This window comes from Kitasatospora sp. LaBMicrA B282, assembly GCF_050325825.1.
Classification (GTDB): domain Bacteria; phylum Actinomycetota; class Actinomycetes; order Streptomycetales; family Streptomycetaceae; genus Kitasatospora.
The window spans coordinates 1-12,183 of the sequence record NZ_JBNQTI010000213.1 but is presented as its reverse complement, the minus strand read 5'-3'; the positions used below and the strand labels follow the sequence as shown (position 1 = coordinate 12,183).

9 protein-coding genes and 1 pseudogene are annotated in these 12,183 nt (G+C 74.7%); 4 read left to right on the top strand and 6 right to left on the bottom strand.

From position 1 onward, the window contains the following. Positions 1 to 230: 230 nt before the first annotated feature. Positions 231 to 788 carry a GNAT family N-acetyltransferase gene (locus ACQRUO_RS35320; protein WP_428320252.1) on the bottom strand — a complete coding sequence of 186 codons (558 nt, stop codon included), beginning with the start codon at positions 786 to 788 and terminating at the stop codon, positions 231 to 233. Between the two features lie 214 nt (positions 789 to 1,002). Between ACQRUO_RS35320 and ACQRUO_RS35315 the strand changes: the two genes are divergently transcribed. The 4 genes from ACQRUO_RS35315 to ACQRUO_RS35300 all read left to right on the top strand — a co-directional run bounded on the left by ACQRUO_RS35315 (position 1,003) and on the right by ACQRUO_RS35300 (position 4,547). Continuing rightward, positions 1,003 to 2,964 (top strand): putative Ig domain-containing protein, encoded by a 1,962-nt coding sequence (locus ACQRUO_RS35315; protein ID WP_428320251.1) that lies wholly within the window; start codon positions 1,003 to 1,005, stop codon positions 2,962 to 2,964. A gap of 76 nt (positions 2,965 to 3,040) precedes the next feature. Next, the gene (locus tag ACQRUO_RS35310) at positions 3,041 to 3,217 is read left to right on the top strand and encodes a hypothetical protein (protein WP_428320250.1); all 177 of its coding nucleotides are present in this window, start codon (positions 3,041 to 3,043) and stop codon (positions 3,215 to 3,217) included. Positions 3,218 to 3,343: 126 nt separating this feature from the next. Continuing rightward, positions 3,344 to 3,898, top strand: a complete 555-nt coding sequence (locus ACQRUO_RS35305; RefSeq protein WP_428320249.1) for a YceI family protein — start codon at positions 3,344 to 3,346, stop codon at positions 3,896 to 3,898. Positions 3,899 to 3,989: 91 nt separating this feature from the next. Beyond that, entirely contained in the window at positions 3,990 to 4,547 is a 558-nt protein-coding gene (locus ACQRUO_RS35300; RefSeq protein WP_428320248.1) for a DUF3515 family protein, read from the top strand. Positions 4,548 to 4,572: 25 nt separating this feature from the next. Here ACQRUO_RS35300 and ACQRUO_RS35295 read toward each other — a convergent pair whose 3' ends face one another. The 5 genes and pseudogenes from ACQRUO_RS35295 to ACQRUO_RS35275 all read right to left on the bottom strand — a co-directional run. Next, entirely contained in the window at positions 4,573 to 5,625 is a 1,053-nt protein-coding gene (locus ACQRUO_RS35295; RefSeq protein WP_428320247.1) for a LacI family DNA-binding transcriptional regulator, read from the bottom strand. Between the two features lie 101 nt (positions 5,626 to 5,726). Further along, complete coding sequence (locus tag ACQRUO_RS35290; RefSeq protein WP_428320246.1) at positions 5,727 to 6,266, bottom strand: PadR family transcriptional regulator; 540 nt, start codon at positions 6,264 to 6,266, stop codon at positions 5,727 to 5,729. A 135-nt stretch (positions 6,267 to 6,401) separates the two neighbouring features. Beyond that, positions 6,402 to 8,423: an FAD-dependent oxidoreductase gene (locus tag ACQRUO_RS35285; protein WP_428320245.1), complete on the bottom strand. Its 2,022-nt coding sequence runs from the start codon at positions 8,421 to 8,423 to the stop codon at positions 6,402 to 6,404. 68 nt (positions 8,424 to 8,491) lie between these two features. After that, complete coding sequence (locus tag ACQRUO_RS35280; RefSeq protein WP_428320244.1) at positions 8,492 to 10,693, bottom strand: protein kinase domain-containing protein; 2,202 nt, start codon at positions 10,691 to 10,693, stop codon at positions 8,492 to 8,494. Between the two features lie 325 nt (positions 10,694 to 11,018). After that, positions 11,019 to 12,183 (bottom strand): annotated as a pseudogene (locus tag ACQRUO_RS35275) (hypothetical protein); the annotation flags it as partial.

Genomic DNA, 12,183 nt, shown 5'->3' with positions numbered 1-12,183 from the left:
CCGGGGCTCGCGGCGGCCGTGGCCGGGCGGGTGGGGCTGCCGCCGCCGTGCACGGTGTGCACCACGATCCCGAACGCCAGCACCGCCAGCACCCCGCCCACCGCTCGCCCGTACCTGCGCACCGTCGGCCCACCCTTCTCCGCTGCCCCGCTCGGTGCACACCCCGAGCCGCCCTGCCCGCCATCCTGCCCGATCCACTCACCCCGGGCCCCGGCCACCCCGCCCCGGGTTCAGTGCGGGGCGACGGTCGGCGGCCGGCGCAGCCGCAGGTTGGGCAGCCGCTCGCGCCACAACTCCCGTTCACCGGTGGGTCGGAAGCCGTGCCGGAGGTAGAAGCGGACGGCCGGCTCGTTGTACTCGGTGACCCACAGCGCGATCGGGTCCGGCTCGGCCCAGGCCAGGAACTCGGCCATCAGCCGCCCGCCCAGCCCGCGCCCCTGCACCGACGCGCGCAGGTACATCGGGCCGAGCGAGACCTCGGTGCCGCCGCCCTCCACCGGCGCGCGCAGCCCGCAGAGCACGCCGACCGCGGCGCCCCGACCGCCGGCCGCACCGCGCTGCCGCACCACCCGGCAGAAGCACCGCTGCGGCTCGGCGGCCGCCCGGGCGGTGAACTCGCGCCAGCGGGCGGCGCCCGCGGCGCCGCTCTGGTCGGCGCGCTGGGTGCGGATCCACGGCTCGTCGATGCCGGCGCCCTGGTGGGGATAGGTCTCCAGCCAGCCGGCCAGCAGCAGTTCGGCGAGTTCGGCCGCGTCGGCCGGCTCCGGGGTCTCGATCAGGTGTGCCATGCGGGAATCCTGCCGCCGGCACTCCCGGGGGTGCGAGCGGTTTTCCTGCTCAGTGCCCTGACGGGTGATCATCTCCGGCCGCGGCGGGGGATTTTACCGAACCTTTGGCGAACGACCCGGAGCAGGAGTCGTGTGACATGTGCAATGTTACAGCGTCCGCCGACCGGACCGATGGAGGCCGCCGCCTCCACCGCACACCGAGAAGGGAACCCTTGTGACCGCACTACCCACGGGCGCGCCACGCGGGCGGAGGCTCTTCGGCTCCGCACTGCTCGCCCTCGGGCTGGCTCTCACCGGAGCGCTGGGCGGTGCCGGAACGGCCTCGGCCGCCGCCGGCACGCCCGCCGCCGACCCCCACCCGGCCTCGGCCGGCTGGGTGCAGACCCACGGCAGCTGGGTGCAGATCCAGCCCGGCCACCCGCACGCCGCCGCCAGCGCCCCCGGCGCCCCCGCCGCGGGCGGCACCGGCACCGCCGGGGTGCACCCGAACGCCGACCCGGCCCCCGGGAACACCATCGTCCCGGTCAACAACGGCCAGCCGAACCTCCAGTACTCCGGCGGCCAGGACTCGGTGGGCGTCACCTCCGGGCCGCCCAAGGTCTACGTGATCTACTGGGGATCCCAGTGGGGCACCGCCGGCACCGCCGCCAACGGCGACACCACGCTCTCCAACGACCCGGACCAGGCCGCGCCCTACCAGCAGGACTTCTTCAAGGGCCTGGGCAGCAACGGCGACGCCTGGAGCGGCGTGCTCACCCAGTACTGCGAGAGCGTGACCACCGGCAGCCAGAACTGCCCGGCGAACGCCCCGCACGTCGGCTACCCGCAGGCCGGCGGCACGCTGGCCGGGGTCTGGGTGGACAACAGCGCCCCTGCCCCGCAGCGCGCCACCGAGCCGCAGATCGCCGCCGAGGCCGCGGCCGCGGCCAAGCACTTCGGCAACACCACCCAGGGCCAGAACCGCAACGTCCAGTACGTGGTGACCACCGCCCAGGGCTCCGACCCGGACAGCTGGCACGAGCTGAACAGCTGGTGCGCCTGGCACACCTTCGAGCGCTCCTCCTACGGCACCCTGGCCTACACGCTGATGCCGTACCTGACCGACTACAAGTACTGCGGCACCAACTGGATCAACCCCGGCCCGCGCGGCCGGCTCGACGGCTGGTCGATCCTGGGCGGCCACGAGTACGCGGAGACGGTCACCGACCAGAACGCGATGGGCGGGTGGATCGACCCGGCGGGCCAGGAGGACGGCGACAAGTGCGCCTGGATCACCGAGGGCACCCCGGGCGGCCTGTTCAACCTGCAACTGGCCACCGGCTCCTTCGCGGTGCAGACCACCTGGTCCAACGACCAGCACACCTGCTCCGGCTCGCACCCGGTGGTGGCCAACCAGCCGCTGGTGGTGAGCACCATGTGCGACCGCACCGCGCCCCCGGGGCAACGGGTCGACGTCCCGGTGATCGCCTCCGACACCGCCTCGACCAAGCTGCACTACCGGGCCGACGGTCTGCCGCACGGCCTGAGCATCGACCCGCACACCGGCGTGATCCGCGGCCACACCAAGGACCTCGGGTACCACGACGTCACCGTCACGGTCCGGGACGACCAGGGGAACCAGGCGAGCACCCACTTCTGGTACGGCTTCTTCACCACCGGTGAGTACGGCTGCCTGGGCATCGAGCAGATCGTCGACCCCGGCTTCGAGGTGCCCGCCGACGCCAAGGGCAACTACCCCGGCTGGTGGACCCAGTCCTCGCCCGGCATCATCACCCAGTCCACCGCGCACCAGCCGCACTCCGGCCAGGGGTACGCCTGGCTCGGGCACAGCGCCGCCACCGACGACTCGCTGTCCCAGGGCGTGGAGACCACCCCGGGCTACACCCGGGCGAACCTCTCCTTCTGGCTGCACGTGGACTCCACCAACACCGCCGCGCAGGCGCAGGACACGCTGAGCCTGGAGCTGGACGACCAGTACTCGGGCAAGCAGATCGCCGTCCTGAAGACCTGGTCCAACCTGGACGCGACCAGCGGCTACGTGCCGGTCTCGATCGACCTGACGCCGTACGTGGCGGCCGAGTTCGGTTCCACGGTGATCGTGAAGTTCACCTCGCACGAGACCGGGAGCGCGCAGACCGCGTTCCTGATCGACGACTCCTCGTTCCGGCTGAGCTGAGCCGGACCCGGTGGTCCCCCGGGGGGGGCGGTTGGCCCCGCGCCCGCCGGGAAGGGGAAGGGTGGAGGTGAGGATCATGAGCATCCCCTTCCCGGCCGACCCCGACGCCGCTCCCCCGCACACCCCCGTGCCGCCGGAGCCGCTGCCGCCGATCCCCGGCCCGCCCGACCCGCGGCCACCGATCCCGGCCCCGGACCCGCTCGACCCGCACCCGGGCGAGCCGGAGCCCGCCGAGCCGCCGGACGCCGCCTGATACGTCCGTGCGATGCGCGGCCCCGATCCGCGCGCGGCTCCTCCTCCGCGGCCCGCTCCCCGCCTACCGTGAGCAGCGCGTGCGGCGCGCACCCCGCCCCGGCGGCCCGACGGACCTGGAGGACGCATGAGCAACACCCCGCTCACCGAGCTGACCGGCGACTACGTCTTCGACCCGGCGCACACCAGAATCGGCTTCGTGGCCCGACACGCCATGGTCACCAAGGTCCGCGGGCACTTCGCCGAGTGGGAGGGCCGCGCCCACCTGGACGGCGGCGACCCGGCCAACTCCACCGCGACCGTCACCATCAAGGCCGCGAGCATCACCACCGGCAACGAGCAGCGCGACGGGCACCTGCGCACCAACGACTTCCTGGACGCGCCCAACTTCCCCGACATCGTCTTCACCTCCACCGGCAGCACCGCGCTCGGCGACGACGACTACCGGGTGGACGGCACCCTCACCATCAAGGACGTGACCCGCCCGATCAGCCTGGAGCTGGCGTACCAGGGCAGCGCCACCGACCCGGGCGGCAACCTGCGGGTGGGCTTCGAGGGCCGCACCACGATCAACCGCAAGGACTTCGGGATCACCTGGAACGCCGCGCTGGAGGGCGGCGGCGTGCTGGTCGGCGACAAGGTGGTGCTGGAGTTCGACGTCTCGGCGATCCGCCAGGGGTGAGCGGCCTCCGCCACGGCTGAGCGGCCTCCGGCAGGGGTGAGCGGCCGGGGCGGGCGGGCGGTCGTCCGTAAGCGCCGGTTACCATCCCCGGGTGTCCCGATTCCAGCGCCCGATGCGCGCCCTGCAGGCCCTGCCCGCGCCGGTCCGCTGGCTGGCGGCGCCCGTGGCGCTGCTCGCCTGCACCGGCGCGGTGCTGCTGACCGCGGGCCCCTACCAGCCGCCGACCACCGCCCCGCACCCCGACGCGACGGCCGCGGCCTCCTGCGCCGCGCTGATGAAGGCGCTGCCCACCGACCTGCTCGGGCACCCGCGCACCGACCCCTCCCCGGACGTGGCGGTCTACCGGACCTCCCCGCGCACCGTGCTGCGCTGCGGGGTGCCGCGGCCGAAGTCGCTGAACAAGCTCGCCAACAAGGAGTCCACCGGGCCGAACGTCGACGGCGTCCAGTGGTACCTGGAGTCGGACGGCCACGGCGGCAGCAAGTTCACCCTCACCCTGCACGCCCTGTACGTCGAGGTGGCCGCGCCGTCCGGTGCCACGGTCAACCCGACCGACGCGCTGGGCGTGGTCTCCCCCGCCGTCCGGGCCACCATCCCGGACCTGAACGGCCAGCTGGACACCGGCGACGACGACAGCGTGGACCAGTAGGCGGCCGCAGCACGACCACCGCGCCTCAGGCCGAGCCGCGCACCACCAGTTCGGTGTCCAGCACCAGCTGGCGCCGGCCGCGGCCCGGGTCGGCGATCTCCTCCAGCAGCAGTCGGACCATCCGGCGGCCCAGCTCGGCGATCGGCTGGCGGACGCTGGTCAGCGGCGGCTCGGTGTGGCGGGCCACGATCGAGTCGTCGAAGCCGACCAGGGCGACGTCCTCGGGGACCCGGCGGCCGGCCGCGCGCAGCACCTGGAGGGCGCCGGCCGCCAGCACGTCGGAGGCGCAGAAGACGGCGTCCAGGTCCGGCACCCGGTCCAGCAGCTCGCGCATCGCCGCCCGGCCGCCCGCCTCGGTGAAGTCGGCGGGGCCGACCAGCTCCGGGCGGAACGGGTGGCCCGCCTCGGCCAGCGCCGCGCGGTAGCCGGCCAGCCGCGCTTCGGCGACCTCCATGGTGCAGGCCCCGGTGATGGTGGCGATCCGCTGCCGGCCGAGCGCCAGCAGGTGCTGCACCGCGGACCGGGCGCCGCCCTCGTTGTCGGCGGCGACGTAGCTGAGCGTCTCCTGCTCGCCGCGGCGGCCGGCCAGCACGGCGGGGATCCGCAACTCCTCCAGCGCGCCGGGCAGCGGGTCGTCGCGGTGCACGGCGACCAGCAGCACCCCGTCCACCCGCTGGGCCCGCAGGTAGCTCGACAGCCGGTCCCGCTCGCGCTGGTCGCGGACCAGGACGAGCAGCAACTGCATCTCGGTGCCGGCCAGTTCGGCGCAGACCCCGCTGATGATGTCGGCGAAGTAGGGCTCCGAGAAGAGCCTGGTCTCGGCCTCCGGCACCACCAGGGCTATCGCGTCGGTGCGCGAGGTGACCAGGGTGCGGGCCGCCCGGTTGGGGACGTAGCCGAGTTCGGCCACCGCCTGCTCGACCGCGGCCCGGGTGCGCTCGCTGACCCGGGGCGAGCCGTTGATCACCCGGGAGACGGTGCCCCGGCCGACGCCGGCCAGCGCGGCCACCTCCTCCAGGGTCGGCCGACGGGCGGCCGTCCTGCTGGACCCGGCGGTGCGCGGTGCGGTGGGGCTCATCAATCACCTCGTGCGATGGTCGCGGCCTGGCTGCGCCATTGTGGCAGGCCAACCTGACAACCACCCGGGTGTCGGGGGTTGCCGGGTCGGCCCGCCGGAGGTCAGGACCGGGCGGGGTCCGGCAGCCCGGTCAACGCCTCGGTGAGCCACTGGATCCAGAAGGTCTCCAGGCCGATGCCGGCCCGCAGCACCAGGTGCTGCAGCCGGTTCTCCTCGGCGGCCCGCTCGGCCGGGAAGTCCTTCTGCTCGATCTCCAGGTACTCCGTCAACTGCTGCTCGTGCAGCGCCAGATGGCGCTGCAGCTCGCCCTGCAGCCCGGGCGCGCCGACCACCGCGGCGGCCCGCAGCCGCAGCAACAGCGGCTCCCGCACGCCCTTGGGGTCCTGCTCCTGGCCCACCCAGTCGAGCAGCGCCGTCCGGCCGGCCGGCAGCACCTTGTACTCCTTGCGCTGGCCCCGGCTGGGCGGCTGCGGGATCGCCTCGATCAGCCCGGACTGCTCCAGCTTGCCCAGCTCGCGGTAGATCTGCTGATGGGTGGCGGACCAGAAGAAGCCGATCGACTTGTCGAACCGCCGCGTCAACTCCAGCCCGGAGGAGGGCTTCTCCAGCAGGGCGGTGAGGATGGCGTGCGGCAGCGACATGGCGGGAACCGGTCTCCTGGGCGGCGGACGGTGCTGCGCAGCATCCTAGGGTCTCGGGTGCGACCGGCCGGGGCAATTCCCGGCCGGCCGCACCGGCTGCGCAGCGCTGGGTGGGGCGGTGGGCCCCGCGGGGCGTCAGAGCGCGGCGGCCAGGCGGGTGCCCTGGTCGATGGCGCGCTTGGCGTCCAACTCGGCGGCCACGTCGGCACCGCCGATCAGGTGCGGCTCGATGCCGCGCTCGCGCAGCGCCTCGACCAGCTCGCGGCGCGGGTCCTGGCCGGCGCAGAGCACCACGGTGTCGACCGGGAGCAGCTGCTCCTCGCCGCCGACCGTGACGTGCAGGCCGGCGTCGTCGATCCGCCGGTACTCGACGCCGGGCACCATGGTGACGCCGCGGTGCTTGAGCTCGGTGCGGTGGATCCACCCGGTGGTCTTGCCGAGGCCGCCGCCCACCTTGCTGGCCTTGCGCTGCAGCAGGTGCACCGAGCGCTTGACCTCCGGGCGCACCGCCGGGCGCAGGCCGCCCGGCGTGGTGTGCTCGGTGTCCACGCCCCACTGGGCGAAGAAGGCGGCCGGGTCCTGGCTGGCGGCGGTGCCCGGGTCGGTGAGGTACTCGGCGACGTCGAAGCCGATCCCGCCGGCGCCGATGATCGCCACCCGGTCGCCGACCGGGGCCTGGTCGCGCAGCACGTCCAGGTAGCTGAGCACGCTCGGGTGGTCCACGCCGTCCAGCTCCGGGGTGCGCGGGGTGACGCCGGTGGCCAGCACCACCTCGTCGAAGCCCTCCGCCGCGAGGCCCTCGGCGCTCGCCAGGGTGCCCAGGCGCAGCTCGACCTGGTGCTCGGTCAGCTGGTGGCGGAAGTAGCGCAGCGTCTCGTTGAACTCCTCCTTGCCGGGGATCCTGCGGGCGATGTTGAGCTGCCCGCCGATCTCCTCGGCGGAGTCGAACAGCGTGACGGCGTGGCCGCGTTCGGCCGCCGAGACGGCGAAGGCGAGGCCGGCCGGGCCGGCGCCGACCACGCCGATCCGCTTGCGCAGCCGGGTCGGCGAGAGCACCAGCTCGGTCTCGTGGCAGGCCCGCGGGTTGACCAGGCAGGAGGTGAGCTTCATCTGGAAGGTGTGGTCCAGGCAGGCCTGGTTGCAGCCGATGCAGGTGTTGACGGCCTCCGGGGTGCCGGCCGCGGCCTTGTTGACGAACTCCGGGTCGGCCAGCAGCGGTCGGGCCATCGAGACCAGGTCGGCGCAGCCGTCGGCGAGCAACTGCTCGGCCAGCTCGGGGGTGTTGATCCGGTTGGTGGTGACCAGCGGGATCCCGACCGAGCCCATCACCTTCTTGGTGACCCAGGCGAAGGCGCCGCGCGGCACCGAGGTGGCGATGGTGGGGATCCGGGCCTCGTGCCAGCCGATGCCGGTGTTGATGATGGTGGCGCCGGCCGCCTCGACGGCCTGGGCCAGCTCGATCACCTCGGCCAGGGTGGAGCCGCCGGGGACCAGGTCCAGCATGGAGAGCCGGTAGATCAGGATGAAGTCGCTGCCGACCCGCTCGCGCACCCGGCGGACGATCTCCACCGGGAAGCGCATCCGGTTGGCGTAGCTGCCGCCCCACTCGTCGGTGCGCTGGTTGGTCGGCGCGGCGATGAACTCGTTGATCAGGTAGCCCTCGGAGCCCATGATCTCGACGCCGTCGTAGCCGGCCTGCTTGGCCAGCTCGGCGGCCGCGGCGAAGTCCTCGATGGTCTGCTCGATCTGCTCCGCGGTGAGCTCGTGCGGCACGAACGGGCTGATCGGCGCCTGGATGGCGCTCGGCGCGACCAGGTCCTCGTGGTAGGCGTAGCGGCCGAAGTGCAGCAGCTGCAGGGCGATCTTCCCGCCGGCGGTGTGCACCGCCTCGGTGACCACCCGGTGCTCGGCCGCCTCCTCGGCGGTGGTGAGCTTGGCGCCGCCGCCCCAGGGCCGGCCGGCCTCGTTGGGCGCGATGCCGCCGGTGACGATCAGGCCGACCCCGCCGCGGGCCCGGGTGGCGTAGAACTCGGCCATCCGCTCGATGCCACCGGGCATCTCCTCCAGCCCCACGTGCATCGAGCCCATCAGCACCCGGTTGGGCAGGGTGGTGAAGCCCAGGTCGAGCGGGCTCAGCAGGTGGGGGTAGGCGGTCATCCGGACTCTCCTCGCACGGGGGTTGTTACCCAACGGTAGGGGTGAGTCGGGGTGCTGTGCAACTAGTTTCAAAACGGGAAGGCGGAGGAGCCTCCGGGGACGTGCCACTCCTGACTGGCGTTGCCGGGCGTGCAGGACTCGACGGTGACCGGGTTGCCGGTGCCGTGGTCGGTGAGGCAGCCCTGACCGTTGGGGTTCTGGACCTGGATGTAGGACGCGCCGCCGTCCGCCGGGGCCACGTGCCAGTTCACCGAGTCCGGGAACATCTGGCCCAGCTCCGTGGCGTAGCTGCCGCCGAGCGAGAAGCTGAAGACCTCCGCGAGGGCGGGAGAGGCCAGGTTGCAGGCGTGGAACTGGTCGAAGGGTCCGGCCACCCGCACCCACCCGTCGGCCGTGGCGCCGCCCGTGACCACCTTGGTGCCGCTGGTCAGGCTGTCCGACGCCAGGCCGAGCCGCTGCCCGTCGCCCACGTTCACGATGTAGCCCCAGTCGGTGCCACCACAACCCTGCGGCGGGCCCGGCGGGGGCGCCGGGGTCGGGGGTGCGGGGGTGGGTGCCGGGGTCGGCCGCGGCGGCGGTGGGGGCGGGGGTGTGGTGGGGCCGGGGCCGGGGCCGGGGTTGGTGCCGCCGGTGCCGCCGGTGCTGCCGCCGGAGGTGCCGCCGCCCGAGGAGCCGTTGTGGCTGCCGGCGCCTCCGGTGCCACCGCCGGTGGAGCCGCCCGAGGTGCCACCGGCCGTGCCGCCACCGGTGGAACCGCCGCCCGACCCGTTGCCGCGCCCACCGGTGCCACCGGCGCTCCCACCGCCCGGCACCACCGCCGGGTCGGCCTGCTGGCCCTGCGGCGTGCCGCCACCGCCCTGCACGGCCGGCGCGCCGGGCGTCGGGGCCGCGGGCGAGGGGCTGCCGGTGGGCGACGGTGCACCCGAGGGCGAGGTCGAGGGCACGGCGGTCGGCGACGCACCGGGTGGTGCGGCGGTCGGCGAGCCGGCCCCGCCCGGCGCGCCGGCGGTGGTCGACACCACCGCCCGCGGCGCGGTCGGGCCGGCGTCGGAGCGGTAGGGCGCCGGGTCGACCAGCAGCACCGTCCCGACCCCGATCGTCACGCAGCACGGGACCAGCACCGGGACCAGCAGCCGCCGCCACCCCTGCGGCCGGCGCTGCTGCCGAACGGTGGCCACCGCCTCGGGCAGCTCGGCCGCCGCCATGCCTGCGGGGGACGGGGCGCGGCCGGTGTCGCCGATGCTGCCGGCCGACGGGTGCAGGTCGGCGGTGGCGGCGCGGGCGGGCGGAGTGGTCGGTCCTGCCGCCTCGGCTGCCATGATCGCCTCGGCCCGGACCGCCTCCGCCTTGAACGCCGCGGACTGCCCGAGTCTCCCGAACCGCTCGGCCAGCGGCAGCGTCGGCTCGGTGCCGGCCAGCGCGGCCGGCGCGGCCGGCAGGTCCGCCGCCGCACGGCGCACCGCGGCCGCCATCTCGCCCGCATCCGCGAACCGCTCCGCGGGCTGCTTCGCCAGCGCCCGCGCGACCAGTTGCCGCACCGGCTCGGCGAACCGCTCGCCGGGCAGCTCGGGAACCGCCGCCCGGACGTGCTTCAGCACGATCTCCAGCGCGGTCTCGCCCGTGAACGGCGGTTCGCCGGTCAGCATCTCGTAGCAGACGACCCCCATCGAGTAGAGGTCGGCGCGGGGCCCGGCCGCACTGCCCTCGGCCCGCTCGGGCGCCACGTAGAGGGCCGTGCCCAGCACCACGTGCGAGGAGGTGACCTTCTTGCCCGCCATCGCCCGGGCGATCCCGAAGTCGGTGACCACCACCCGGCCGTCGTCGCCCACCATCAGGTTGGCCGGTTTGACGTCCCGGTGCACCACGCCCCGCTGGTGCGCGGCGTGCAGCGCGTCCAGCGCCTGGGCCGCGAGGTCCAGCGCCTGCCCGGCGGGCAGCGCCCCGCCCTCGGCCAGCAGCTCGTCCAGCGGCCGTCCGGAGATCAACTCCATCACGATGTACGCGATCGGGGTCCCGCCGTCGTCGGCGCCCTCGCCGTAGTCGTGCACGTCGACGATGCCGGGATGGTCGAGCGCCGCCAGCGTCCGGGCCTCCCCGCGGAACCGGTCCATGAACGCCACGTCGTCGAGCAGCGCCGGCAGCAGGATCTTCACCGCCACCGGACGCTCCAGCACCCCGTCCTCGGCGCGCCAGACCTCACCCATCGCCCCGCCGCCGAGCCGCACGGACAGCGTGTACCGCCCGCCCAGGACGGTCCCCCGACCCCACATGCCCCGTCTCCCCCGTCAGGCCCGGTATGACTGGACGTCAGTCAACGAAGCCAGTCTGCCAGAGCCCACAGGGGCCACCAAGGGTCTGGACCAGTCATCCGACGGACCGGCCACGGATGGCCGGTCAATGGCCGATCCGCGGCCGGACAGAGGCTACTTCGTCATCGAACCCACGGCTGACCCGCCGCCCGTCGCCGGGCATCTCAGCCCTGCCGGCACAGGGCCTGGGCGATCTCCCGCACCCGTTCCCGCGTGATCCCGGCCCGCTGCTCGACGGCGAGCGGGTGCCCGGTGGGCAGCGGCCGCCCCTCCCCTTCTCCTTTCGCTAGGGGATCTGCCACTCCTGGGAGGTGTTGCCCGGGGTGCAGGTGTTCAGGGTGAGTTGCTTGCCGGAGCCGTTGTCGGTCAGGCAGCTCTGGCCCAGGTAGTCCTTGATGTACACGCCCGACGGCGCCGAGACCACCGTCCAGTAGCTGACGCCCATGTTGTTGGCGATCAGTTGGGTGCCCGTGCCGCCGTAGTACGGGGAGCCGACCGCCGCGTCGTTCATGTTGCACGCGTTGAAGGAGGTCCACTGGCTGGTGCTGCGCACCCAGCCGTAGGAGGTGTCGCCGCCCATCACCACCGCACCGCTGCCCGCGGGGTTGCCGTCGGCCAGGCCGACTTTCTGGCCGTCGCCGAGGTTGACGATGGCGCCCCACCCCGCGCCGCCGCAGCCCCCGGGCGGGCCGGCGGGGGGTGGCGGTGGCGCCTGGGTGGGCTGGGAAGGACCGGTGCCGCTGCCGCCGCCGTTGGCGGCGGACCCACCGCCACTCGTCGGACCGCTACCGGAGCCACCGCTCCCGCCCCCGCTGCCGCCGCCGGACCCGTTCACCGTGCCCCCGCCGCCGCCCGAGCCACCCGTACCCGGGTGGGACCCGCCTGCGCTGCCACCCGCGCTCCCGCCTCCGGCCGGGGCAGCGCCCTGGCCCGGGGCCGGGTTCGCGGGCGGGTTGCCCGCATCGCCGCGCGCAGTCGGTGGGGTCTGGCCGGGCGGCACCACGGCCGCGCCGCCCGGTGCACTCGCCGAGGCGGCAGCCGCAGCGCTGGGACCGGGAGTGGCGGAACCGGCGGCCGACGCCGCGGCCGAGGGGCTGCCGGAGGCGGCGACCGGCGCCACCGACGACCCGGGCGAGCCGGCCGGGGCGCTGCCGCCGGGCCGGGTGTCCGGTGCCGAGGACACGGCGCGCGGGCCCGGTGTGTCGGCGTCGGAGCGGTAGGTGCCCGGGTCGATCAGCAGCACCGTCCCCGCCCCGACCGTGACCGTGCACGGGAGCAGGATCGGGACCAGCAACCGCCGCCAGCCGCGGCGCTGCGCCTGCGCGGGCGCCTGCGGGACGGTCGCTGCCTGCGCGGCGGCCGGCTGCGGCGCGGGGGGCTCCGGCTTGGTGGGAGCCGGCGCAGCCGCCGCGGGTTCGGCCGGTGCAGCATCGGACCCTGCCGCCACCGCT

Coding starts and splice junctions, on each gene's coding strand:
- ACQRUO_RS35320 (WP_428320252.1), bottom strand. CDS start 788: ATGGCACACCTGATCGAGACCCCGGAGCCGGCCGACGCGGCCGAACTC.
- ACQRUO_RS35310 (WP_428320250.1), top strand. CDS start 3,041: ATGAGCATCCCCTTCCCGGCCGACCCCGACGCCGCTCCCCCGCACACC.
- ACQRUO_RS35305 (WP_428320249.1), top strand. CDS start 3,344: ATGAGCAACACCCCGCTCACCGAGCTGACCGGCGACTACGTCTTCGAC.
- ACQRUO_RS35295 (WP_428320247.1), bottom strand. CDS start 5,625: ATGAGCCCCACCGCACCGCGCACCGCCGGGTCCAGCAGGACGGCCGCC.
- ACQRUO_RS35290 (WP_428320246.1), bottom strand. CDS start 6,266: ATGTCGCTGCCGCACGCCATCCTCACCGCCCTGCTGGAGAAGCCCTCC.
- ACQRUO_RS35285 (WP_428320245.1), bottom strand. CDS start 8,423: ATGACCGCCTACCCCCACCTGCTGAGCCCGCTCGACCTGGGCTTCACC.
- ACQRUO_RS35280 (WP_428320244.1), bottom strand. CDS start 10,693: ATGTGGGGTCGGGGGACCGTCCTGGGCGGGCGGTACACGCTGTCCGTG.